Consider the following 22,071-nt stretch of genomic DNA (forward strand, 5'->3'; position numbering starts at 1 on the left):
GCCATGTCTCATGCCGATACCGAAGCCGTACCGATGACCGCCAGCGCCTCTGGGGCGCTGAAGGGCGAGGCGCATGTGCCGGGCGACAAGTCGATCAGTCACCGGTCGCTGATCCTGGGCGCCCTGTCGGTGGGCGAGACACGGATCTCGGGGCTGCTTGAAGGGCAGGACGTGCTGGATACCGCCAAGGCGATGCGCGCCTTTGGTGCGCAGGTCGAGGACCTGGGCGGTGGCAACTGGCGCGTCAACGGCGTGGGCGTCGGCGGATTTGCCGAGCCGGGCAACGTGATCGACTGCGGCAACTCGGGCACCGGCGTGCGGCTGATCATGGGCGCCATGGCAACCTGTCCGATCAGCGCGACCTTTACCGGCGATGCCAGCCTGAACAAGCGCCCGATGGCAAGGGTCACAGACCCGCTGGCACTTTTTGGTGCACAGGCGGTGGGCCGCAGCGGCGGCCGCCTGCCGATGACCATCGTGGGCGCGGCCGATCCTGTGCCGGTGACCTACACGACGCCGGTGCCCTCGGCGCAGGTGAAATCGGCGGTGCTGCTGGCCGGGCTGAACGCCCCGGGTCAGACCGTTGTGATCGAGAAGGAGGCCACCCGCGACCATACCGAGCGGATGCTGGCGGGTTTCGGTGCAGAGATCACGGTGGAAGACACCGACGAGGGCCGGGTGATCACCCTGACGGGCCGCCCGGAACTGAAGGCGCAGACCATCGTGGTGCCACGGGATCCGTCGAGCGCGGCCTTTCCCGTCTGCGCGGCGCTTATCGTGCCGGGCAGCGATGTGCTGGTGCCGAACATCGGCCTGAACCCGACGCGCGCCGGTCTCTTCGACACGCTGATCGAGATGGGCGCCGACCTGACCTATGAGAACCCGCGGGAAGAGGGCGGCGAGCCGGTTGCCGACCTGCGCGCGCGCTATTCCCCAGACATGAAGGGGATCGAGGTGCCGCCCGAGCGGGCCGCCAGCATGATCGACGAATACCCGATCCTGTCGGTGGTGGCCGCAAATGCCACCGGCCAGACGGTGATGCGCGGCGTCAAGGAACTGCGGGTGAAGGAAAGCGACCGGATCGACGCAATGGCGACGGGGCTGATGGCGAACGGCGTGATGGTCGAGACCGGCGAGGACTGGTGGATCGTCGAGGGCTGCGGCGCCGGTGGCGTCGGCGGGGGCGCGACGGTGGAAACCCACCTCGATCACCGCATCGCCATGTCCTTCCTCTGCCTCGGCATGGCGTCGCAGGAGCCCGTCGAAGTGGATGACAGCGGCCCCATCGCGACCTCCTTCCCGGCCTTCGTGCCGCTGATGACGGAGCTGGGTGCCGACCTGCAGATCTGAGACCGATCCCTGCCGGTCTGGCCCGCAGGGGGCCGACGGGCTAGAACCCTGCCATGCAACGGAGAGAAACCATGAGCTTTACGGTTGCCATCGATGGGCCCGCCGCGGCGGGCAAGGGCACGATCAGCAAGGCCGTGGCGCAGCGCTTCGGCCTGGCGCACCTGGATACCGGGCTGCTCTATCGGGCGACCGGGGCCAAGGTGCTCGACGGGCTGACGCCGATCGAGGCGGCGCAGGCGCTGCACCCCGAGGACCTGACGCGCGACGACCTGCGCACCGGGGATGTGGCACGCGCGGCGAGCGAGGTTGCGGCGATTCCCGAGGTGCGCGCGGCGCTGGTGGATTTCCAGCGCGCCTTTGCCCGCCGTCAGGGCGGGGCGGTTCTTGACGGGCGCGACATCGGCACGGTGATCTGCCCCGAGGCCGAGGTGAAGCTCTATGTCACGGCGAACGACAATGTCCGGGCCGACCGCCGGTATCAGGAGATGAAGGCCGCCGGCCATGACGTGACGCCCGAGGGCGTTCTGGCCGACCTGCGCGAGCGTGACAGCCGGGATTCTGCCCGGGCGACGGCGCCTCTCAAGCCGGCGGAGGATGCGGTGGTGATCGACACCAGCGACCTGAATATCGAGGATGCCGTGGAGGCCGCGGCACGGGTCGTGGCCGCACGGATGGGCTGACGTCGCCCTTCGCAGGTGCACAGGGCGGCCTGCGCCAGAGCGCAGCCGACATGCAGTGACCTGAATTTGCGGTTAAATCTGGGGTGACAAAAGTGCGGCCCGACAGACGCTGCGCGTCTTGTGCCGCGCCGTGGCACAGCCATATGGGACCCAACGCAACCAACACGGAACGGTCCCTCCCATGTTTCTGGACAGATTGAGCTGGCGCTATGCGACCAAAAAGATGGACCCGGCCAAGCCGGTCTCCGAAGACAAGGTCGCCAGGATCGTCGAGGCGATACGCCTTGCCCCGACCTCGAGCGGGACGCAGCCCTTTCAGCTGCTGGTGATCCGCAATCCCGAGATCCGCGCGCAACTGCAGGAGGCGGCCTTTGGCCAGTCGCAGCTGACCGACGGCTCGCACCTGCTGGTCTTCGCGGCCTGGGACAATTACTCTGACGCGCGCATCGACGGCGTGCTGGAGCACCACGAGGCCGAGCGCGGTGCCAACGACGGGCTGAAGGCCTACTACGAGCGGCTGAAGGGCATGTACCTGCCGCGCACCGCCGAGCAGAACTTCGAACATGCCGCGCGCCAGGCCTATATCGGACTGGGCTTTGCCCTGGCGGCCGCGGCCGAGCTCGAGGTCGACAGCACGCCCATGGAGGGCTTTGATGCCGACCGGTTCGACGAGATCCTGGGCCTGCGGGAAAAGGGGCTGCGCAGCGTCGTGATCCTGCCGCTTGGCCATCGGGATGCCGCCAACGACTGGCTTGCTCCGATGAAGAAGGTGCGCCGCGCACACGAGATCATGGTGACCGAGATCGACTGATACCGCCCCGCGGGAAGGGCCGGGCCACCGGCCAGGCGGCGCGCATGAGGCATGTGCGCCGCTTTTTTCCTTGATTTGCTGGGGCAGGGCACGTATCTAGCGCGCGTCGACAAGGCGTAAACGCCGCGAATAGAGAGACGAGCAGGGGTCGGGAGTTGTCCGGCCCTCTTTGTTTTGCGGCGGCTCAGATGACCAATCCAAGACCGGCGGAGACAACCGCACGGCCAGTATAGCGAAAAGTTAGGACCCTAGAGACCACATGGCTCAAAACACATCGATGGAGGAATTCGAAGCCCTCCTGAACGAAAGCTTCGAAATGGACACCCCCGAAGAGGGTTCGGTTGTCAAAGGCAAGGTCATCGCGATCGAAGCGGGCCAGGCCATCATCGACGTCGGCTACAAGATGGAAGGCCGCGTCGAGCTCAAAGAATTCGCAAATCCCGGCGAAGCCCCTGAAATCGCTGTCGGTGACGAAGTCGAAGTCTACCTTCGTTCCGCCGAGAACGCCCGTGGCGAAGCCGTCATTTCCCGTGAAATGGCCCGCCGCGAAGAAGCCTGGGACCGCCTGGAAAAAGCCTATGCCGACGACGCACGCGTCGAAGGTGCGATCTTCGGTCGCGTCAAGGGCGGCTTCACTGTCGACCTCGGCGGTGCCGTTGCCTTCCTGCCCGGCAGCCAAGTTGACGTCCGCCCCGTGCGCGACGCCGGCCCGCTGATGGGTCTGAAGCAGCCCTTCCAGATCCTGAAAATGGACCGTCGCCGGGGCAACATCGTTGTGTCGCGTCGCGCCATCCTGGAAGAATCGCGTGCCGAACAGCGCGCCGAAGTCATCGCCAACCTGCACGAAGGTCAGGCGGTCGAAGGCGTGGTCAAGAACATCACCGAATACGGTGCATTCGTTGACCTGGGCGGCGTTGACGGCCTGCTGCACGTCACCGACATGGCATGGCGCCGTGTGAACCACCCCTCCGAGATCCTGTCGATCGGCGAAACCGTCAAGGTTCAGGTCATCAAGATCAACAAGGACTCGCACCGCATCAGCCTCGGCATGAAGCAGCTGCAGGAAGATCCGTGGGATCTGGTTGCTGCCAAGTACCCGCTGGGTTCGGTCCACGCCGGCCGCGTCACGAACATCACCGACTACGGTGCATTCGTCGAGCTGGAGCCCGGTGTCGAAGGTCTGGTCCACGTCTCCGAGATGTCCTGGACCAAGAAGAACGTGCATCCCGGCAAGATCGTCTCGACCTCGCAGGAAGTCGACGTCATGGTCCTGGAAATCGATCCCGCCAAGCGTCGCGTTTCGCTGGGCCTCAAGCAGACCATGCGCAACCCGTGGGAAGTCTTCTCCGAGACCCACCCCGAGGGCACCGTTGTCGAAGGCGAAGTCAAGAACATCACCGAATTCGGTCTGTTCGTCGGCCTGCCGGGCGACATCGACGGCATGGTTCACCTCTCCGACCTGTCCTGGGACGAGCGCGGTGAAGACGCCATCCAGAACTACCGCAAGGGCGACATGGTTCAGGCCATGGTCTCCGAAGTCGACATCGAGAAGGAGCGCATCTCGCTCTCCATCAAGAACGTCGGCGGCGACAAGTTCGCGGAAGCGGTTGGCGGCGTGAAGCGCGGCTCGATCGTGACCGTCGAAGTGACCGCGATCGAAGACGGCGGCATCGAAGTGGAATACGAAGGCATGAAGTCCTTCATCCGCCGCTCCGACCTGTCGCGTGACCGTGCAGAGCAGCGCCCTGAGCGCTTCTCGGTTGGCGACAAGGTCGACGTTCGCGTCACCAACGTCGACAGCAAGTCGCGTCGTCTGGGCCTGTCGATCAAGGCTCGCGAGATCGCAGAAGAGAAGGAAGCCGTCGAACAATACGGTTCCTCCGACTCCGGCGCATCGCTCGGCGACATCCTCGGTGCAGCCCTGAAGGGCGACAACTGAGGCTGAGCGCGCAAGCGCATCAGCATGAATTCATGGACGGCCCCGGAGAATTCCGGGGCCGTTTGCGTTGCAATTGCGCGGCGCTTGCTGCACTGCAGTAATCTACCGGGAACCCGGTAGTTCAGTTTATCGTAAGCGAATCAACCTGTTGCCCGAAGTCCGCCGCGTGCCGCCGGATCAGGGCGAATGCCCGCTGGCTGGGCGATTACGCAGGGTGATTTCGTGATTAATCGGCAAAATCTTGAGGATTCAGGGGCTTCCTTCAAATAGAGGATGTTCCCGTATCCGCAGAAAGCCCATATAGTCTGGTCAATTGGTGAACGAAAAACCAGTGCCTGGGGAGACAGCTAACAATGATCCGCTCGGAATTGATCCAGAAAATCGCGGACGAAAATCCGCATCTTTATCAGCGGGATGTGGAGCGGATCGTGAATACGATCTTCGAGGAAATCACCGAAGCCATGGCGCGCGGTCACCGCGTCGAGCTGCGCGGCTTTGGCGCCTTTTCGGTGAAGAGGCGCGAAGCCCGTACCGGCCGGAACCCGCGCACCGGTGACGCCGTTGAGGTTGAAGAGAAGCACGTTCCCTTCTTTAAGACGGGGAAGCTGCTGCGCGATCGACTGAACGGAAAGTGACATGAAATACATCCGCTGGGCCTTTCTGGCCATCCTGGCAATCGTCCTGATCTCGGTGGCCCTGGCCAACCGGGACATGGTGACCCTGACGCTGCTGCCCGAGGGGCTTGCAGAGATCTTCGGGATCAATCAGAGCATCGCGCTGCCGATGTTCATGGTGATCTTCCTGAGTATCGTCGTCGGGCTGCTGCTGGGGTTCTTCTGGGAGTGGATGCGCGAGCACAAGCATCGCTCCGAGGCGCGCAAGCAGACGGCGGAGGCGCAGAAGCTGAACCGTGAGCTGAAGCGCGAAAAGAAGAAGAGCAACGCGGAAAAAGGTCAGGATGACGTTCTGGCTCTGATCGACTGATCCGATGCCTGTCCTCATCCAGCCGAACCGCGCGCCCGGTGTGCGGGTCAAGATCTGCGGGCTGCGCAAGCCCGCAGACGTGACGGCCGCCGCAGAGGCCGGAGCCGTCTATGGCGGCTTCGTGTTCTTCCCGAAGTCCCCCCGCAACATCACCATCGAGGAGGCGCGTGCGCTGGCCGTCGAGGCGCCCATCGGGCTGGCCAAGGTGGCGCTGATGGTGAACCCCGATGATGCGCTGCTGCAGGCCGTCACCGATGCGGTGCCGCTCGACATGATCCAGCTGCACGGCAAGGAAAGCCCCGAGCGCGTGGCCGAGGTGCGGGCCATGACCGGCCTGCCGGTGATGAAGGCGGTGGGCGTGGCCGATGCCGAGGACCTGGCTGCGCTGGACCTGTACGAAGGGGTGGCGGATCAGATCCTGGTGGATGCCAAGGCCCCGAAACATGCCGACTTGCCGGGCGGCAACGGGCTGGCCTTTGACTGGCGGCTGATTGCCGGGCGCGAGTGGAAGACCCCCTGGATGCTGGCCGGTGGCTTGACGCCGGAGAACGTGGGCGAGGCCATCGCCCTGACCGGTGCGAAACAGGTTGACGTGTCCTCTGGCGTGGAATCCGCGCCGGGCGAGAAGGACCCGGCACGGATCGCGGCATTCGTTCAGGCCGCACTGGCCTGATCCACCCTACTCCGAACAGCTGAAGCTGCCCGCGTCATGCGGGTCGCTGCCGGTGAATCGCGCGAAGGCGGGGTAGGGACAGAGCGGGCGGTCAGAGCCCGCGTTGGCCGTGGCCTCCGGGTTGCCGGTGCGCACATGGGCGACGAGCGCCTCGGGCGCCTTTCCCTGTTCCACCCAGTCGATCAACGCGCCGAGCACATCGACCTGGTCTGCGGAATTGCCACCTGCACCGTGGGGCATGCCGGGAATGGCGTAGAGCCGCACGAAATCAGTGGCCTCGGGCTGGTTGTCCTGCAATTTGCCGTACCAGCGCGCGGTGTCGTTGAAGGAGAAGACCGGATCGGCCTGACCGTGGAAGATCAGGAGCTTGCCCCCGGCCTCGTGCAGGGCGTCGAGGCTGGGATCGTCGGAATTGGGCGGGGTCATCACCTGCATCGCGCTCTCGGGGAAGGCCTCGGTGGTGGCGTCGATCGCGGCGGCCTGCGTCTCGAGGTCGAACCCCATCAGGAAGGCCTCGAGCTCGGCCGGGGTGCCACCCACCGGGGTGGGCGGCGTGGTGAAGACCTGCGCCAGCGAGCCCGCCCCCATCACCGCGATGATCGGCTTGCGCTCCCAGGGCGGCACCGTGCTCTCGAGTTTCCAGAAGCGCCAGCCTCCACTGGCCATGCCGGGATCCCAGGGCCAGTCGGAATAGAGCGGCGTGCCGTCTGCAAGTGTCGGGCCCTGCTGGATCTTCTTCAAGGCCGCCGTCTGCTCCCGGGTGAGGCAATCCTCTGCCTGATCGGCGGTGCAGGTCAGCGTGGCGGGATCGAAGGCGGCCTGACAGCCCTGGACGTCGAAGACCATGCCATCCTGCAGCCCGTCGAGGGTATCGCAGGCGGCATTGATCCCGGCAGCGACGAGCTTCATGTCTTCGGGTGAGAAAGCCTCGGCCAGTGTGGCGCCGGCAGAGCGGAAGGCCTGCACGTCCCAGGCGTGTTGCAGGGCGGCACGGGGCAGGTTGAAACCGGGGTAGCCCGCCAGCAACCCGTCGAAGGCGTCGGGCATGCGCTCGGCGGCGACCATGGCATGGCGGCCGCCGTTCGAGGTGCCGGCACCGTAGACAAAGGCCGGGGCCGCGCCATAGTAGGCCTCGGTCAGGGCGAGGGCGGCAGGGTGCAGCATCTCGACCGCGCCATAGCCGTACATGCGGCGGGCCTCGAAATCCTCTCCGAAGACATTGCCGCCGGCCAGGCCTGCCTGCGGGTTGGCCTTGCCGTCGTGGCCGGCATCCGAGCTGACGACGGCCATGCCGCGGGCGAGCGCGCTGCTGCCGGCGGGCAGGTTGGACCAGTCTCCCAGGGCGGGCTTTACCTCGCCGTCGTTACCGCCGTTGAACTGATGCAGGAAACGGCCGGACCATGCGTCGGGCAGGCGCAGCTCGAAGCTGAGCTTGTAGGGGCGGCCGTCGGCGCCGGTCCGTGCGCCCATCTCGCCGCTCAGGATGCAATGCGCGGGCAGACCTTCGGCCGCCGGCTGCGCCACGGCGCCCGTCAGTGTCACGCCGGGCACCTGCAGATCGGTTGCGGTGGCGCAATCGGCGGCCTGTACCCCTTGCACATAGCCCGCCGCCAGCAGCCCCGCGGCTGCCAGTCTCTTGATATTCATGATTTTCCTCCCATTCGGCCTGAGCCTGATGCCATGCTTGCCCGGTTCCGTGCCCTTTTCAACACTTCTTCTCTACGGATCGGGGCGTTCGCCAGGGGGCAGGGAAATGCCCGGGTGGGCCGGGAAGTGCCCGCCGTCGGGCCGCCGCCGCTTGCCCGGGCCTGTGCGACCCGCTAAACCGGGCGGAACAGCCAAGGGGGCCGATATGGACGATCTCTTCAATTCCTTCATGAGCGGGCCCGATGAAAAGGGCCGCTTTGGCAAGTTCGGCGGGCGGTTCGTCAGCGAGACGCTGATGCCGCTGATCCTCGAGCTCGAGGCCGAATACGAAAAGGCCAAGACAGACGAGAGCTTCTGGGCCGAGATGGACGACCTGTGGAAGCACTACGTCGGCCGCCCGAGCCCGCTCTACTACGCCAGCCGGATGACCGAAGAGCTTGGTGGCGCGAAGATCTATCTGAAGCGCGACGAGCTGAACCACACCGGCGCGCACAAGATCAACAACGTGCTGGGCCAGATCATCCTTGCCCGCCGCATGGGCAAGACCCGGATCATCGCAGAGACCGGCGCCGGCCAGCACGGCGTGGCCACGGCAACCGTCTGTGCCAAGTTCGGCCTGAAATGCGTGGTCTACATGGGCGCGCATGACGTGAAACGCCAGGCACCCAATGTCTTCCGCATGCGCCTGCTGGGCGCCGAGGTGATCCCCGTGACCAGCGGCCGTGGCACCCTGAAGGACGCCATGAACGACGCGCTGCGCGACTGGGTGACCAACGTTTCCGATACCTTCTACTGCATCGGCACCGTGGCCGGGCCGCACCCCTATCCGGCGATGGTGCGCGATTTCCAGTCGATCATCGGCAAGGAAGTGCGCTGGCAGCTGCCCGAGCAGGAAGGCGAGGGCCGCCTGCCCGATACGGTGATCGCCGCCATCGGTGGCGGCTCGAACGCCATGGGCCTGTTCTATCCCTTCCTGGACGACAAGGACGTGCGCATCATCGGCGTGGAAGCGGCCGGCAAGGGCGTGGACGAGAAGATGGAGCACTGCGCCTCTCTGACGGGCGGGCGCCCCGGCGTGCTGCACGGCAACCGCACCTACCTGCTGCAGGACGAGAACGGACAGATCCTGGAAGGCTATTCGATCTCGGCCGGGCTCGACTATCCTGGCATCGGGCCGGAGCATTCCTGGCTGCACGACGTGGGCCGGGCGGAATATGTCTCGATCACCGACAAGGAGGCGCTGGAGGCGTTCCAGTTCTCCTGCCGCACCGAGGGGATCATCCCGGCGCTGGAACCCTGCCATGCCCTGGGCCACGTGATGAAGATCGCGCCGACCCTGCCGAAGGACCATATCATCGTGATGAACATGTGTGGCCGTGGCGACAAGGACATCTTCACGGTGGCCAAGTACCTGGGCTTTGACATGAGCGACACCGCCGAAGGGCGCGAAGTCGAGGAATGAGGGCGGAGCTGCGCCCTGCGCAGCCTGCCGAGCCTGTGCAGGTCCGGGCGATGACCCGGACCGCAACGGCACCACGTCCCGCGCGCTTTTGGCACATCGGGATGTGATCGACGCCGGGGGCGAGAGGTGCCCCGGCGGGGGCGCCCCTCGGGGAAGTCAGACTTCCTCGACGATCGTCTCGAAGAGTTCGACCTGCGGCGGTCCCATCAGGGCATCACGGGTGCCGCTGTTGCCGGCATTCTTGTGGGCATCGCGGAACTGTTCGGATTTGGTCCAGGCGGTGAAATCCTCGCGGCTGTTCCAGATCGTGTGGCTGGAGTAGAGGACATAGCCCTCTTCCTCGTTCACGGGGCCCTTGAGCAGGCGAAACTCGCGGAAGCCGTCGAGCTCCTTCAGGCGGCTTTCCCGGCCCTTCCAGACATTCTCGAAATCGGCTTCCTTGCCGGGTTTCACCTTGAAACGGTTCATGGCGATAAAGGTCATGCGGCGCTCTTTTCCTGTTTGTTTCCGGTAGGCTGGCAAGGAGCTGGCGGCTGGCGATACCAGACACCTTCCGCCTGTCCGGGTCAAGCGCCCGCGGTGCCGTCGCGCCCAGAGGCATAATGCTCCAGGACCTGCAGCGGAACGATTTCCAGGGCGCGCTGATGGGTGGCCTCGAGGTGGACGAGCGGCGCGCAGCCCTCGTCGTGGGCCTGCAGAAAGCGCGCGGCACAGAGGCACCAGCAATCGCCTGCCTTCAGCCCGGTGAAATTGAACTCCGGCCGGGGCGTCGACAGGTCGTTGCCGACATACTTGGAGAAGGCGAGGAATTCGTCCGTCATCACCGCGCAGACGGTGTGACTGCCGGTGTCCTGCTGGCAGGTGTTGCAATGGCCGTCGCGGAAATAGCCGGTCACCGGATTGGTGGAACAGGCCTGCAGCGGACCGCCCAGAACGTTGACGGGTGCAAAACGGTCTTCCATCTTCATGCCTCCCTCGACGTACCGAGGATAGCAATCCCGGCGCAGCTGTCGAGTGTCGCGTTGTCTCAGCCCGCGAGGTGTAGCCAGCGGCCGTGAAAATCCATGCGTCCCAGGGGGATGGTGAGGTTGCCGGGCCATATCCGCAGGGTCACCGGGGCGCCGGGAGAGGCACCGTCGCCCTCGAAGGCCAGCCAGGCGAAGGGGGCATCCGACGTGGCGCGGGCCGCCGCCCCGGCAATCGCCGCGCGGCAGGCGGCGATGGTTTCGGGCGGGAAATATTGCCAGGCGATGGTGTGATAGAGCAGGTCGATCTGTCCCGGCGCGGGGATGGCAAGGCGCCCGGTCAGCCAGGCCCCGGCATCGCCCCGGTCGGGGGCGGGGCCGGCGGCGGCGAGGGCCGCCCGTGTGCGCGCCATCCGCGCCGGCTGATCGGGCCAGATGTAGCTGCTCAGGCGCAGCACGTCGGCAGGATTGACAGGGTCCAGCGGGTTGAGATCCACCCCGCGGCGGTCTGCGATGGTGAATGGATGCGGCGCGGGCAGCGGGCCGGTGATCTCGGGGGAGAGCGTCAGGATCGGGTCGGCGGGCGTGTAGAAGCCCGAAAGGGCGTAGCGGTCGAAGTTCAGGTTGAGGCCGGCAGAGGTGCCGAGCTCGCTGATCCGCAGGGGCAGGCCTGAAAAGCGGGCGGCGAGTATCGACGCGCCGAGGATGAGCGCGGCGGCGCGGCGGACCTCGTTCGTCTTGGGGGGCATTGTCGAGCCAATGCAGGATGTGGGCCCGATGGGCCGTGAGGGCCGTGCTGACGGCCTGCCAGAGCGCCTCGTCGGGGGCGTCGTGGGGCGGATAGGCCGCCGCGAGGGCAGGGGCCTGCGCAGTGAGGACGAGCGCGTGCAGCGCGCCGGCCAGACGCAGGGCCACGGCATCCCCGGCAAGTTGATCCTCGGGCCATGCGAGGAGGCGGTCGGTGACCGGCGTGCCGGGGGCCATGTGGTCGGCCAGCAGGTTCAGCAGCCGCGCGGTGAAGGGAGAGCCCAGTCCGGCACAGGCGCGGGCCTGCGTGCGGAAGTGCCCGACGAGGGTCACCTGAACTTGTCCTTGAGCCTTTCGAGGGGCGAGCGGCCGTCGTCTTCGCCGGGTTTTTCCGTCGGTGTGGCAAGGGGTTGCGTGGCTTTCGCCGGACCGGCGGTACCGCCGCCGCTGCGGGGCGGGTTCACCCGGTGCGCCACGGCGTTGAGGAATTTCGCACCGTCGCCGGCGGCCAGGTCCGCGGCGCCGTCGGAGATGCCGCGCATCTCGTCGTCGAGCCAGCCCTGTTCGGCCTTTGCGAAATCGGCCAGGACATAGCCCGCCACGCGGTCCTTGTGGCCAGGATGGCCGATGCCGAGGCGCACGCGGGCATAATCGGGGCCGATGTGCTGATGGATCGAGCGCAGCCCGTTGTGGCCGGCATGTCCGCCGCCCTGCTTCAGGCGCACCTTGCCGGGGGCAAGGTCGAGCTCGTCGTGGAAAACGGTCACGTCATCGGGGGTCAGCTTGAAGAAGCGCATCGCCTCTCCCACCGACTGACCGGAAAGGTTCATGAAGGTCATCGGCTTGAGAAGCATCACCTTTTCCGAGCCGAGACGGCCCTCGGAGAGCTCGGCCTGGAACTTGGCCTTCCAAGGGGCGAAGCCATGATCAGAGGCGATCCGGTCGAGGGCCATGAAGCCGATGTTGTGACGGTTGCCGGCGTATTTGGCGCCGGGATTGCCGAGACCGACGAAGAGCTGCATGGGAACCTCCTGCTTGCAGCACAGGATGTAGCGGGTTCGGGCGGGACGGTCCAGCCGGGGGGCGAAAGTGCGCGACCGGTCCGGGGAAGCACGCTAGAAGGGAAGGGGACAAGGCGGAGCAGTGGTTTGGCACTATACGAGTTGAACGGCATCACGGTGGAGCTGCCCGAGGAGACGGCCTCGGAGAAGGTGCACCGGAAGCTGGCGAGCGGCGATTACGAGCGTCGCGAGGCCGAGGGGGTGCTGGCGCGGATCCGTCCGGGGATGCGGGTGCTGGAGCTGGGCGGGGGCCTGGGCTATGTCACGGCGCTCTGTGCCCGGCGGGCCGGCGCGCAGAATGTAACCTGTGTAGAGGCCAATCCGCAGGCCCTGCCGCTGTTGCGCAAGACATTGGAACTGAACGGTTACGACGCCGTCGATCTGCGCCATGGCGCGGTGGTGGGCGAGGCGCGCAAGGGGTCGGTCAGCTTTCGTATGGGCAAGGCGATCTGGGGGAGCAGCCTGGCCGAAGGGAGCGCGGCGGAGCGGGAAGGGCAGGGGGAAACCCTGGTAGAGGTGCCGGCCCTGCCGCTGCGCAAGCTGCTGCGCCAGGTCCGGCCGCAGGCAGTGGTCATGGACGTGGAGGGGGCGGAGGCGGAGCTGTTCCTGCAGCCCTGGCCGGGGCACGTGCGGGTGGTGCTGATGGAGCTGCATCCAAGGCTCTATGGCGACCGGATCGTGCAGCAGATCTTCGACTGCATGTCGGTGAGCGGGCTGACCTATGACCCCGCGGTTTCCTATCGCAGCTATGTGGGCTTTCGCCGGGTCAAGACCGGCTGAAGGGCCGCGCCGCAGGGCCGAAGGCGCCATGCAAAAGGGCCGGCGCATCGCTGCACCGGCCCCCGAGATCCAAGGTAAGATCTTGAAGCGCGTAAGGAATTACTCCTCGCCGCCCTCTTCTTCTTCCGCGTTGTCGGCCGATTGCAGGCCGGACGGTGCGGTGATGTTGGCGATGACGAAATCACGCTCGATGGTCGGCTTGACGCCTTCCGGCAGCTCGACTTCGCTGATGGTGATGGTGTCACCGATCTGCTTGCCGGTCAGGTCGACGTAGATGTGCTCGGGGATGTCACCGGCGATGACCGAGAGGTCGACGTCGGCGCGGACCACGGTCAGCACACCGCCACGCTTGAGGCCCGGGGCCGCGGCGTGGTTGATGAACTCGACGGGGATGTGCAGGTTGACGCGCGAGGTGCGCTTCAGACGCATCAGGTCGAGGTGGGTCGGCAGATCCTTGACGACATCACGCTGAACGCCGCGGCAGATGACGCGGACGTCCTCGTGGCCTTCGACCTTCAGGTTGAACAGGGTTGCCAGAAAACGGCCTGCTTTCAGTTGCTTGAGCAGAGCGTTAAAGGGAACCTGGATTGCAATCGGGTCAGCATCGCCACCGTAGACGACACCAGGAACCATGCCAGCACGACGTGCTGCGCGAGCGGCGCCCTTGCCCGTCCCCGCACGTTCCTGGGCCACGAGATCAGGAATTTCTCCAGCCATTTTCATTCTCCTAATGGGGCGGGCATCCTCCAAGGCTGTATGCCCGCGTTCAAGACCTGCGCCTTTACAGGGATTCCTGAGGATTGCAAAGGAAAAAGGGCCCGTATTCCGGGAAATCCGGGCGGGTTAAGGCTTTGTGCCGGCGGCGTGCGCCCACGTCGGTACTGCAGTGCAGCGAATCGGGTCGGAAACCCAGGTTAACAAGGCGATGGGGCCGAAAACGCCACGTCGGTATCACGTCGGTATTACGTCGGTATCGCGTCGGTGCGAGCCCCCCTGAAGGCCCCTGTTAACGCAGCGCCCGGAGGGCATCGGGACCGAACCCGGCGCCGAAGGGACCGATGCCCCGCGCCCCGGCGTACGGTGCCCCCGGGATCCAGGGGGCCACCCGGGCGTGCGGACAGGGGGTGGCGGTTCAAGGGATTGAAATAACGTGGGATTTGCCGCGAAAGACGGGTGTTGCGCACGACCCGATCCGTTCCTGTCAGCCCCTTGGCAACCATTCCCGGGCTCACCCGACAGGGAGGGGCTGGGTGGCGCAGTGGTTCGGACGCGGAAGGGACCCCGCGCCCGAAGGATCATGCCGCGCTCAGGAGAAGCGCAGGATCGGCTTGATCGCGGTGCCCTTCTCGGAGGCCTCGATGGCTTCGTTGATCTGATCGAAGGGGAAGAAGGTGATCAGCTTGTCGAAGGGGAAGCGGCCCTGCTGCCAGAGCGCGATCATGGTGGGGATGAAGATGTCGGGGTTCGACTCGCCCTCGACCACGCCCATCAGGCGGCGGCCACCGGACATGAAGTGCGTCTCGTTCAGCACCAGGTCGGCCTCGGGGGAGGAGGCGCCGACGATGGCGCAGGTGCCCTTGGGCGCCAGCAGCTCGACCGCCTGACGGATCACCTTGGCATTGCCGGTGGTGTCGAAGGCATAGTTCACGCCGTAGCCGGTGAGCTTCATGATCTCGGCCGAGACGTCATCGGTTTTCGCGTTGAAGGTATGCGTGGCGCCCAGCTCGCGCGCCAGCTCCAGCCGGCTGTCGACCATGTCGACGACGATGATCGTGGTGGCACCCTGCACCTGCGCTCCCATGACACCGGCAAGGCCCACGCCGCCGGCACCGAAGATCACGATGGATTTGCCGGGTTCGACCTTGAGCGCGTTCATCACCGTGCCGGCGCCGGTCTGGATGCCGCATCCGAGGGGGCCGAGCTTTTCAAGCTCGATGTCCTTGGACACCTTGACGATATTCGCCTCGTGGCAGACCGAATGGGTGGCATAGGAGGACTGGCCGAAGAAGTAGGAGCCGATGCGCTCGCCGTCCTTGGAGATGCCGCGGGTACCGTCGGCGCGCTGGGCCATGAAGTTCATCTGGTAGGTGTTGTGGCAATAGACATGGTCGTGGTTCATGCAGGCCGGGCAATGGCCGCAGTGATCCATGGACATGACAACGTGATCGCCGGGCTGAACCTTGGTGACGGCGCTGCCGACCTTCTCGACGATGCCGGCACCCTCGTGGCCCAGGACCACGGGAAACTCGGTACCCATGAGGCCGGCCATGACGGCCATGTCGGTGTGGCAGACGCCCGTCGCCACGAGGCGGACGAGGATTTCGTCATCGCGGGGATCGTCGAGTTCGACCTCCTCGATCGAGAGCGGCGCATTGACCTGACGCGCAACGGCAGCCTTGATTTTCATGCTGTGTCCTTTCTGAAAAGCGGGCGGCGGGGACCGACCGCACGGGGCATCCCGGAGGATGTCATGGGCAATGTATACATTTGTGTGCCCGGGAGCGGCAGTGCGACCATGAGCCACAGCCTGTGCATACATGCGCAGGCGGATGGTGCGGAGCGGGAAACGGCGAGGGGCCGTTGCCCCGCTTGTTTCCCAAATGCATCAGCATTGCAGTTTCCTGCAATGTGCGGCGGGGAAATATACGTATCGGTATTTCTTCATCCCGCGCTTTGCTCCTATCTTCCGGCCGGGGGCAGCCTGGCCGTGCGCGACGGCCCGGCCGCTTCGAATTGGGGCCGATCCGAGGGGACCGGAGCAGGGCCCCGTGGTACCTGGAGACGAGAAGATGACCACGAAACATGTTCGTGTTGTTCTCACCGGGGGTCCGGCGGCGACGCCCGCAAACGATCCGCGACTGAGAATGGAAATGCCGCCGGTTGGGGGGCGGTCGAAGAAACAGGCCCAGATGGACATGTGGCGCTCGGCCACACCGCTGCGCCACAAGGGGCCGGGCGGCGGGGGGCTGTCGCCGATGATCGCGGCCCAGATCACGCATGAAGCCGACGGCACCGCATATCTCTACGATTTCAAGCGCCGGGTCCTGCTGGCGCCGAGCGGCGGCATGGCGGAGCTGAAGAGCCTCTTCAACCGCCCGCGGGAACTGGAGATACGGCTGCAGCACGCGGACACGCCCGAGACGCTGCTGAACCTGCTGAAGCGGCACCTGAGCCAGAGATACCTGGTGGTGCCGCTCTATTTCGAAGACTGATGCGAAGCCGCCCCGCGGGGGCAAGGCCAGACTGCGTGATGCCACGCCGTCAGCCAGCCCCCGCCCGGCAGGCCCCGCCCGGCAGGCCCTGCCAGGCCCGGCGGACAGTCGTGGCCGTCAGGCCGTCCAGGTGCCCGAGAAGCCCTCGGGGATCTGCAGGTTGGAGCGGTCCATGTCCTTGATGTCGCGCTTGCCGCAGAGGGCCATGGAGATGTCGATCTCCTTTTGCAGTACTTCCAGCGCCTTGGTGACGCCGGCTTCGCCCATGGCGCCGAGCCCGTAGACGAAGGCGCGGCCGATGAAGCAGCCCTTGGCGCCCATGGAGACGGCCTTGAGGATGTCCTGGCCGTGGCGGATGCCGCTGTCGAGGTGGACCTCGACGTCGTCGCCCACCGCCTGAAGGATCGGATCGAGCGCGCGGATCGTGGAGATCGCACCATCGAGCTGACGGCCGCCGTGGTTGGAGACCAGGATGGCGTCGCAGCCGACCTTGGCCGCCATGACCGCATCCTCGGGATCCAGGATGCCCTTGAGGATCACCTTGCCGCCCCAGAGCTCCTTGATCTTCTCGATCTTCTTCCAGTCGAGCTTGGGGTCGAACTGTTCGGAGGTCCAGGACATCAGCGAGGAGGGATCGGTGATGCCCTGCACGTGACCGACGATATTGCCGAAGCTGCGGCGCTTGGTCTGCAGCATCTCGAGGCCCCAGGTCCATTTCGTGGCCAGGTTGGCGACGGTGGCGGGGGTCATCTTGGGCGGGGCGGAGAGGCCGTTCTTCAGGTCCTTGTGGCGCTGGCCCAGGATCTGCAGGTCGAGGGTGATCACCAGGGCGGAACAGTCGGCATCCTTGGCCCGCTGGATCAGCCGGCGGACGTAATCCTCGTCGCGCATGGTATAGAGCTGGAACCAGAAGGGCTTGGTGGTGTGCTCGGCCACGTCCTCGATCGAGCAGATCGACATGGTGGAGAGGGTGAAGGGCACGCCGAACTTCTCGGCGGCGCGGGCGGCCTTGATCTCGCCATCGGCGCGCTGCATGCCGGTGAGGCCGACGGGGGCGAGGGCCACGGGCATCGCCACCTTCTGGCCGATCATCTCGGTCTCGGTGGTGCGGTTGGACATGTCGACCGCGACGCGCTGCTTCAGCCGGATCTTCTCGAAATCTGAGGTGTTCTCGCGGAAGGTCTGTTCCGTGTAGGAGCCGCTCTCTGCGTAGTCGTAGAACATCTTGGGCGTGCGTCGCTTGTGCAGGCGCTTGAGGTCATCGATGCAGGTGATGACGGGCATTGGGACTCTCCCGGTGTGATCTGGTCAGGAATTGTTACCAATCCCAGTCGCCCGGGACAAGCCTGCGCCGGCATGTGGTCCGCCGCCGCCGCAGGAGTGCGGGAGAGGCGCCTGTTTCTGGGCAGGGTTGTACGTGTTGCGAATGATGCCGGGAGGCGATAGCACCGCCCCGGGGAGAGGCGTGCATTTGCATGGAAAGGGGAAGGCATGGCCGCCCCGGCCCGCGGGGCCACAAGGCCCGCCGGGCGCGCGCAAGATCCCGCAACAGGAGAGGAGACAGCCTTGGAAGCCGTGACCAATTTTTCCGTGAGAGTGGTGCAGAGATACCTGCCGAGCGCCTTTGTTCTGGCGTTGATCCTGACCTTCATCGTGTTCATCCTGGGCATGGTGATGGGGCACCAGACGCCCATGGCCATGGCCGGCTTCTGGGGCGACGGATTCTCCAGCCTGTTCAAGTTCGGCATGCAGATGGTGCTTGTGCTGCTGACGGGCTATGTCCTCGCGATGACGCCGGCGGTGCAGAAGATGCTGACCGGGCTGACGCATATGGCGCAGGGGCCGCAGCAGGCCATCGTGATCACGATCGTCACCAGCTTTGTCTGCTATTACCTGAACTGGGGCTTCGGCATGGTGGCCGGCGCCATCCTGGCGCGCGAGATGGGGCGCCGGGTGACGGTGCACTTTCCGCTGATCGTGGCCGCGGCCTATGGCGGCGAGCTGGTGCGGGGGCCGTCCTCTTCGATCCCGCTGGTGATCGCCACGCCGGGGCACTTCATGGAGGGTGCCATCGGCATCGTGCCGGTGAGCGAGACGCTCTATGCCCCCTGGAACATCGCCCTGACCGTGGCGCTGCTGGTGCTGCTGGTGGGCTTCTTCCTGCTGCAGAAGCAGCCCGCGGAGATCCATGCGCTGCATGTCGAGGACGAGGCGGCAGAGGACAAGAGGCCCGACCGCGCCACGATGACCCCCTCGGACCGGCTGGAGTACAGCCGCCTGCCCACGCTCCTGCTGGGGCTGCTGGCGCTGGCCTACCTGGGCGGTCAGGTCGTCTCGGGCAGCTTTGCCTTCACGCTGAATACCGTGATCATGATCTTCCTGATGCTGGGGCTGCTGCTGCATTCCAACTCGGCCGCCTACCTGGCCGCGGCGGAGAAGGCCGTGGGCGCGGCGCGGGGCATCATCGTGCAGTTCCCGCTCTATGCCGGGATCGCGGGCATGATGACGCATTCCGGCCTGGTGACGGAATTCTCTGAGGCGATCATCTCGGTTGCGACGCCCAATACCTTCCCGCTGCTGACCTTCCTCTCGGCGGGCGCGGTCAACTTCTTCATCCCCTCGGGTGGTGGCCAGTGGGCGATCCAGGGGCCGATCATGATGCAGGCGGCCCATGCGCTGGGCGCGAACCCGGCGCAGACGATCATGGCCTTTACCTGGGGTGACGGCTGGACCAACCAGATCCAGCCCTTCTGGGCGCTGCCGCTGCTGGGGGTTGCCGGCCTCTCGGCGCGCGACATCATGGGCTACCTGCTGATCTGGCTGCTGATCTCGGGCGTGGCCATCGCGGGCACCTTCGTGGCGCTGGCGGCCTTCGGCTGAGGCATCCGGAGCGCTGAAACGGAAAACGGCGGGCGCCCGGGCGACCCGCCGTTTTGCTGTCCGGGAGGGGCGAGGGGGGCTCTGCCCCCGACGGCCTGCGGCCGCCTCCCCCGGGATATTTATGGCCAGATGAAAGAGCCGGGCGCTCAGGCGGAATGGGCGCCGTCGGCGAGGGACTTCACGAAGGCGAGGACCTCGGCGGCGGATTTGCCGGAGGCGATCTCGTTCACGATGGCCGAGCCCACGACGCAGCCGTCGGCGATCCCGGCGATGGCCCGGGCGGTGCCGGGGGTTTTCACGCCGAAGCCGACGATGATCGGCAGGTCGGTTTTCGCCTTGATGCGGGCGACCTCGGGGGCGACGGCCTCGGCATTGGCCTCGGCCGAGCCGGTGATGCCGGTGATCGAGACGTAGTAGACGAAGCCGGAGGTGTTCTGCAGTACCTTGGGCAGGCGCCTGTCGTCGGTGGTGGGGGTGGCGAGGCGGATGAAGTTCAGCCCGGCCGCCTGGGCGGGAATGCAGAGCTCGTCGTCCTCCTCGGGGGGCAGGTCGACGACGATCAGCCCGTCGATGCCGGCCGCCTGCGCATCGGCCAGGAAGCTGTCGACGCCGCGGGAATAGATCGGGTTGTAGTAGCCCATGAGCACGATGGGGGTGGTGTCGTCCTCCTCGCGGAAGGCGCGGGCCATGGCGAGGGTCTTTTCCAGGGTCATGCCGCCCTCGAGCGCGCGCTGGCCAGCGAGCTGGATCGTGGGGCCGTCGGCCATGGGATCGGTGAAGGGCACGCCCAGTTCGATCACGTCGACGCCGGCGGCGGGCATGCCGCGCATGATCTCGAGCGAGCGCGCCTCGTCCGGATCGCCCGCCATGATGTAGGCGACGAAGCCCTTGCGGTTCTCGGATTTCAGCGCGGCGAATTTGGCGTCGATACGGCTCATCTTGGTCCCCCGGATTGTCCGGGGTTCGGTTTGGCGGAAATGGGGGGCTGTGGCAAGGGGGCTCTGGCCCCTCACGCCCGGAGGTCTCTGGCGAAAGCAGAAAAGGGCGCGCCGGGCTCTCTCATCTGGCCGGAAATATCCCCGCCGGAGGCTCCTGCGGGGGCCACCGGCGCGGCGCCGCCAGTCAGGCGGGGCAGTTGACCATCCAGGGCACGCCGAAACGGTCAGTGCAGCGACCGAAGCCGCGGGCCCAGAAGGTCGGGCCGAAGGGCATGCGGATCTCTCCGCCCTCGGCGAGCGCGTCGAAGAGGGCGCGGGCGCTGTCGGGATCCGCGCGGTCGACCTGCAGGGAAAAGCCCCGCATCTCGGTGGTGCCGGGCGGATCGAAGGTGTCGGAGACCATGAGGGTCTGGCCGTCGAAGCGCAGGAGCCCGTGCATGATGCGGTCCTTCATGCTCTCGGGCAGGGGTGGCTGGTCGTCGCCCGGCGGGATCTCGGCGAAGGACAGGGCGGAGACGATCTCGGCGCCGAGGACGCGGGTGTAAAAATCCATCGCCGCGCGGGCGGTGCCGTCGAAGAAGAGATAGGTGGCCATGGTCATCTCCGGTGTGGACGTGCCAGCATAGCATGCTTCGCCTTGCGGCGTCGCGCCCTTGCAATTATGACCCCCCGGAAGATTGCGCAGCTTTTGGCGCATGGACACAGAGGCGCCAGCGGCGCGCGGATTTGCGGGGAGCACCGGCATGGGATTCAAAATGGGCATCGTGGGCCTGCCGAACGTCGGCAAGTCGACGCTCTTCAACGCGCTGACCAGGACGGCAGCGGCGCAGGCGGCGAACTTTCCCTTCTGCACCATCGAGCCGAACGTCGGTGAGGTGAACGTGCCGGATGCGCGGCTGGACACCCTGGCCGAGATCGCCGGCAGCAAGCAGATCATCCCCACCCGGATGACCTTTGTCGACATCGCCGGCCTGGTGAAGGGCGCCAGCAAGGGCGAGGGCCTGGGCAACCAGTTCCTGGCCAACATCCGCGAGACCGATGCCATCGCCCATGTGCTGCGCTGTTTCGAGGATGGTGACGTGACCCACGTGGAGGGCCGCGTGGACCCGGTGGCCGATGCCGAGACCATCGAGACCGAGCTGATGCTGGCCGACCTCGAGAGCATCGAGAAGCGCCGCGCCAACCTGGTGCGCAAGCTGAAGGGCAACGACAAGGAAGCCCAGCAGCAGGATCGCCTGCTGGCCGCGGCCCAGGCCGCCATCGAGGACGGCAAGCCCGCCCGCGTGGTCGAGGTGGACGCCGAGGATGCCAAGGCCTGGAAGATGCTGCAGCTGCTGACCACCAAGCCGGTGCTCTATGTCTGCAACGTGGCCGAGAGCGAGGCCGCCACCGGCAACGCCCATTCCGAGGCCGTGGCCGCCATGGCCGCCGCGCAGGGCAATTCCCACGTCATCATCAGCGCGCAGATCGAGGAAGAGATCAGCCAGCTGGAAGACGAGGAAGCCGAGATGTTCCTGTCGGAAATGGGCCTGGAGGAGCCGGGGCTCGATCGCCTGATCCGTGCCGGCTACGAGCTGCTGCACCTGGAGACCTATTTCACCGTGGGGCCGAAGGAGGCCCGCGCCTGGACCATCCGCCAGGGCACCAGCGCGCCCCAGGCCGCGGGCGTGATCCACGGCGATTTCGAGAAGGGCTTCATCCGGGCCGAAACCATCGCCTATGACGATTTCGTCGCCTGCAAGGGCGAGCAGGGCGCCAAGGAAGCCGGCAAGATGCGGGCGGAAGGCAAGGGCTATGTCGTCAAGGACGGCGACGTGCTGCACTTCCTGTTCAACAACTGATGCCGTTCAACACTTGATGTTGGGCCCCGGACGTGGGCCGCGACTGAAAAGGCCCGCCCCCGAGAGGGAGCGGGCCTTTTTATTGCGCGTCTTTGCGTGCG

22 protein-coding genes and 1 pseudogene are annotated in these 22,071 nt (G+C 66.0%); 12 read left to right on the forward strand and 11 right to left on the reverse strand.

What is annotated here, in order from left to right; genetic code table 11:
* Window positions 1-3 precede the first annotated feature (3 nt).
* The 7 genes from aroA to AC0WR5_RS03015 all read left to right on the forward strand — a co-directional run bounded on the left by aroA (window position 4) and on the right by AC0WR5_RS03015 (window position 6,437).
* On the forward strand, window positions 4-1,350 hold the full coding sequence (gene aroA / locus AC0WR5_RS02985; RefSeq protein WP_475866779.1) for a 3-phosphoshikimate 1-carboxyvinyltransferase: 1,347 nt from the start codon (window positions 4-6) through the stop codon (window positions 1,348-1,350).
* A 71-nt stretch (window positions 1,351-1,421) separates the two neighbouring features.
* Complete coding sequence (locus AC0WR5_RS02990) at window positions 1,422-2,030, forward strand: (d)CMP kinase (protein WP_475866781.1); 609 nt, start codon at window positions 1,422-1,424, stop codon at window positions 2,028-2,030.
* Between the two features lie 181 nt (window positions 2,031-2,211).
* Window positions 2,212-2,841, forward strand: a complete 630-nt coding sequence (locus AC0WR5_RS02995) for an NAD(P)H-dependent oxidoreductase (protein ID WP_475866783.1) — start codon at window positions 2,212-2,214, stop codon at window positions 2,839-2,841.
* A 259-nt stretch (window positions 2,842-3,100) separates the two neighbouring features.
* On the forward strand, window positions 3,101-4,780 hold the full coding sequence (gene rpsA, locus AC0WR5_RS03000; protein WP_475866785.1) for a 30S ribosomal protein S1: 1,680 nt from the start codon (window positions 3,101-3,103) through the stop codon (window positions 4,778-4,780).
* A gap of 353 nt (window positions 4,781-5,133) precedes the next feature.
* Window positions 5,134-5,415, forward strand: coding sequence for an integration host factor subunit beta (gene ihfB / locus AC0WR5_RS03005; protein WP_475866787.1), 282 nt, complete (start codon window positions 5,134-5,136; stop codon window positions 5,413-5,415).
* Between the two features lies 1 nt (window position 5,416).
* The gene (locus AC0WR5_RS03010; protein WP_475866788.1) at window positions 5,417-5,764 is read left to right on the forward strand and encodes a LapA family protein; all 348 of its coding nucleotides are present in this window, start codon (window positions 5,417-5,419) and stop codon (window positions 5,762-5,764) included.
* 4 nt (window positions 5,765-5,768) lie between these two features.
* Window positions 5,769-6,437, forward strand: a complete 669-nt coding sequence (locus AC0WR5_RS03015; protein WP_475866790.1) for a phosphoribosylanthranilate isomerase — start codon at window positions 5,769-5,771, stop codon at window positions 6,435-6,437.
* Between the two features lie 6 nt (window positions 6,438-6,443).
* On the opposite strand, the gene AC0WR5_RS03020 is transcribed toward AC0WR5_RS03015, so the two are convergent.
* A complete protein-coding gene (locus tag AC0WR5_RS03020) occupies window positions 6,444-8,084 on the reverse strand; it encodes a tannase/feruloyl esterase family alpha/beta hydrolase (protein WP_475866792.1) in 1,641 nt (546 codons plus the stop codon).
* Window positions 8,085-8,289: 205 nt separating this feature from the next.
* On the opposite strand from AC0WR5_RS03020, the gene trpB reads away from it, so the two are divergent.
* On the forward strand, window positions 8,290-9,546 hold the full coding sequence (trpB, locus tag AC0WR5_RS03025) for a tryptophan synthase subunit beta (RefSeq protein WP_475866794.1): 1,257 nt from the start codon (window positions 8,290-8,292) through the stop codon (window positions 9,544-9,546).
* A 156-nt stretch (window positions 9,547-9,702) separates the two neighbouring features.
* On the opposite strand, the gene hmuQ is transcribed toward trpB, so the two are convergent.
* The 5 genes and pseudogenes from hmuQ to pth all read right to left on the reverse strand — a co-directional run bounded on the left by hmuQ (window position 9,703) and on the right by pth (window position 12,280).
* Window positions 9,703-10,029 (reverse strand): heme-degrading protein HmuQ, encoded by a 327-nt coding sequence (gene hmuQ, locus AC0WR5_RS03030; protein WP_475866796.1) that lies wholly within the window; start codon window positions 10,027-10,029, stop codon window positions 9,703-9,705.
* A gap of 83 nt (window positions 10,030-10,112) precedes the next feature.
* Entirely contained in the window at window positions 10,113-10,508 is a 396-nt protein-coding gene (locus AC0WR5_RS03035; protein WP_475868872.1) for a DUF2237 family protein, read from the reverse strand.
* 65 nt (window positions 10,509-10,573) lie between these two features.
* Window positions 10,574-11,260, reverse strand: a complete 687-nt coding sequence (locus AC0WR5_RS03040; RefSeq protein ID WP_475866798.1) for a DUF2332 family protein — start codon at window positions 11,258-11,260, stop codon at window positions 10,574-10,576.
* 49 nt (window positions 11,261-11,309) lie between these two features.
* Window positions 11,310-11,591: pseudogene (locus AC0WR5_RS03045) on the reverse strand (DUF2332 family protein); the annotation flags it as partial.
* On the reverse strand, window positions 11,588-12,280 hold the full coding sequence (gene pth / locus AC0WR5_RS03050; RefSeq protein WP_475866800.1) for an aminoacyl-tRNA hydrolase: 693 nt from the start codon (window positions 12,278-12,280) through the stop codon (window positions 11,588-11,590). The pseudogene AC0WR5_RS03045 and the gene pth, both read right to left, overlap by 4 nt.
* Before the next feature lie 126 nt (window positions 12,281-12,406).
* Here pth and AC0WR5_RS03055 point away from each other — a divergent pair, with 126 nt between their 5' ends.
* Window positions 12,407-13,099, forward strand: coding sequence for an FkbM family methyltransferase (locus tag AC0WR5_RS03055; RefSeq protein ID WP_475866801.1), 693 nt, complete (start codon window positions 12,407-12,409; stop codon window positions 13,097-13,099).
* A gap of 99 nt (window positions 13,100-13,198) precedes the next feature.
* Here AC0WR5_RS03055 and AC0WR5_RS03060 read toward each other — a convergent pair whose 3' ends face one another.
* Both AC0WR5_RS03060 and AC0WR5_RS03065 read right to left on the reverse strand, forming a co-directional pair.
* On the reverse strand, window positions 13,199-13,816 hold the full coding sequence (locus AC0WR5_RS03060) for a 50S ribosomal protein L25/general stress protein Ctc (protein ID WP_475866803.1): 618 nt from the start codon (window positions 13,814-13,816) through the stop codon (window positions 13,199-13,201).
* Window positions 13,817-14,405: 589 nt separating this feature from the next.
* On the reverse strand, window positions 14,406-15,506 hold the full coding sequence (locus tag AC0WR5_RS03065) for an NAD(P)-dependent alcohol dehydrogenase (protein ID WP_475866804.1): 1,101 nt from the start codon (window positions 15,504-15,506) through the stop codon (window positions 14,406-14,408).
* Window positions 15,507-15,888: 382 nt separating this feature from the next.
* On the opposite strand from AC0WR5_RS03065, the gene AC0WR5_RS03070 reads away from it, so the two are divergent.
* Window positions 15,889-16,311, forward strand: coding sequence for a hypothetical protein (locus AC0WR5_RS03070; protein WP_475866806.1), 423 nt, complete (start codon window positions 15,889-15,891; stop codon window positions 16,309-16,311).
* Window positions 16,312-16,428: 117 nt separating this feature from the next.
* On the opposite strand, the gene AC0WR5_RS03075 is transcribed toward AC0WR5_RS03070, so the two are convergent.
* Window positions 16,429-17,595 (reverse strand): alpha-hydroxy acid oxidase, encoded by a 1,167-nt coding sequence (locus AC0WR5_RS03075; RefSeq protein WP_475866808.1) that lies wholly within the window; start codon window positions 17,593-17,595, stop codon window positions 16,429-16,431.
* 291 nt (window positions 17,596-17,886) lie between these two features.
* Here AC0WR5_RS03075 and AC0WR5_RS03080 point away from each other — a divergent pair, with 291 nt between their 5' ends.
* Window positions 17,887-19,191: a short-chain fatty acid transporter gene (locus tag AC0WR5_RS03080; RefSeq protein ID WP_475866810.1), complete on the forward strand. Its 1,305-nt coding sequence runs from the start codon at window positions 17,887-17,889 to the stop codon at window positions 19,189-19,191.
* Between the two features lie 146 nt (window positions 19,192-19,337).
* On the opposite strand, the gene trpA is transcribed toward AC0WR5_RS03080, so the two are convergent.
* Together trpA and AC0WR5_RS03090 are read right to left on the reverse strand one after the other, a co-directional pair.
* Window positions 19,338-20,129 (reverse strand): tryptophan synthase subunit alpha, encoded by a 792-nt coding sequence (gene trpA / locus AC0WR5_RS03085; protein ID WP_475866812.1) that lies wholly within the window; start codon window positions 20,127-20,129, stop codon window positions 19,338-19,340.
* A 184-nt stretch (window positions 20,130-20,313) separates the two neighbouring features.
* Window positions 20,314-20,724, reverse strand: a complete 411-nt coding sequence (locus AC0WR5_RS03090) for a VOC family protein (protein ID WP_475866813.1) — start codon at window positions 20,722-20,724, stop codon at window positions 20,314-20,316.
* A 148-nt stretch (window positions 20,725-20,872) separates the two neighbouring features.
* On the opposite strand from AC0WR5_RS03090, the gene ychF reads away from it, so the two are divergent.
* Window positions 20,873-21,970, forward strand: a complete 1,098-nt coding sequence (gene ychF, locus AC0WR5_RS03095; protein ID WP_475866814.1) for a redox-regulated ATPase YchF — start codon at window positions 20,873-20,875, stop codon at window positions 21,968-21,970.
* The last annotated feature ends 101 nt before the right edge of the window (window positions 21,971-22,071 follow it).

The organism is Pseudooceanicola sp. DL12 (assembly GCF_056270665.1).

What these genes read in the sequence shown, in the direction of transcription:
- aroA (WP_475866779.1), top strand. Translation starts at nt 4, where the DNA reads ATGTCTCATGCCGATACCGAAGCCGTACCGATGACCGCCAGCGCCTCT.
- AC0WR5_RS02990 (WP_475866781.1), top strand. Translation starts at nt 1,422, where the DNA reads ATGAGCTTTACGGTTGCCATCGATGGGCCCGCCGCGGCGGGCAAGGGC.
- AC0WR5_RS02995 (WP_475866783.1), top strand. Translation starts at nt 2,212, where the DNA reads ATGTTTCTGGACAGATTGAGCTGGCGCTATGCGACCAAAAAGATGGAC.
- rpsA (WP_475866785.1), top strand. Translation starts at nt 3,101, where the DNA reads ATGGCTCAAAACACATCGATGGAGGAATTCGAAGCCCTCCTGAACGAA.
- ihfB (WP_475866787.1), top strand. Translation starts at nt 5,134, where the DNA reads ATGATCCGCTCGGAATTGATCCAGAAAATCGCGGACGAAAATCCGCAT.
- AC0WR5_RS03010 (WP_475866788.1), top strand. Translation starts at nt 5,417, where the DNA reads ATGAAATACATCCGCTGGGCCTTTCTGGCCATCCTGGCAATCGTCCTG.
- AC0WR5_RS03015 (WP_475866790.1), top strand. Translation starts at nt 5,769, where the DNA reads ATGCCTGTCCTCATCCAGCCGAACCGCGCGCCCGGTGTGCGGGTCAAG.
- AC0WR5_RS03020 (WP_475866792.1), bottom strand. Translation starts at nt 8,084, where the DNA reads ATGAATATCAAGAGACTGGCAGCCGCGGGGCTGCTGGCGGCGGGCTAT.
- trpB (WP_475866794.1), top strand. Translation starts at nt 8,290, where the DNA reads ATGGACGATCTCTTCAATTCCTTCATGAGCGGGCCCGATGAAAAGGGC.
- hmuQ (WP_475866796.1), bottom strand. Translation starts at nt 10,029, where the DNA reads ATGACCTTTATCGCCATGAACCGTTTCAAGGTGAAACCCGGCAAGGAA.
- AC0WR5_RS03035 (WP_475868872.1), bottom strand. Translation starts at nt 10,508, where the DNA reads ATGGAAGACCGTTTTGCACCCGTCAACGTTCTGGGCGGTCCGCTGCAG.
- AC0WR5_RS03040 (WP_475866798.1), bottom strand. Translation starts at nt 11,260, where the DNA reads ATGCCCCCCAAGACGAACGAGGTCCGCCGCGCCGCCGCGCTCATCCTC.
- pth (WP_475866800.1), bottom strand. Translation starts at nt 12,280, where the DNA reads ATGCAGCTCTTCGTCGGTCTCGGCAATCCCGGCGCCAAATACGCCGGC.
- AC0WR5_RS03060 (WP_475866803.1), bottom strand. Translation starts at nt 13,816, where the DNA reads ATGGCTGGAGAAATTCCTGATCTCGTGGCCCAGGAACGTGCGGGGACG.
- AC0WR5_RS03065 (WP_475866804.1), bottom strand. Translation starts at nt 15,506, where the DNA reads ATGAAAATCAAGGCTGCCGTTGCGCGTCAGGTCAATGCGCCGCTCTCG.
- AC0WR5_RS03070 (WP_475866806.1), top strand. Translation starts at nt 15,889, where the DNA reads ATGACCACGAAACATGTTCGTGTTGTTCTCACCGGGGGTCCGGCGGCG.
- AC0WR5_RS03075 (WP_475866808.1), bottom strand. Translation starts at nt 17,595, where the DNA reads ATGCCCGTCATCACCTGCATCGATGACCTCAAGCGCCTGCACAAGCGA.
- trpA (WP_475866812.1), bottom strand. Translation starts at nt 20,129, where the DNA reads ATGAGCCGTATCGACGCCAAATTCGCCGCGCTGAAATCCGAGAACCGC.
- AC0WR5_RS03090 (WP_475866813.1), bottom strand. Translation starts at nt 20,724, where the DNA reads ATGGCCACCTATCTCTTCTTCGACGGCACCGCCCGCGCGGCGATGGAT.
- ychF (WP_475866814.1), top strand. Translation starts at nt 20,873, where the DNA reads ATGGGATTCAAAATGGGCATCGTGGGCCTGCCGAACGTCGGCAAGTCG.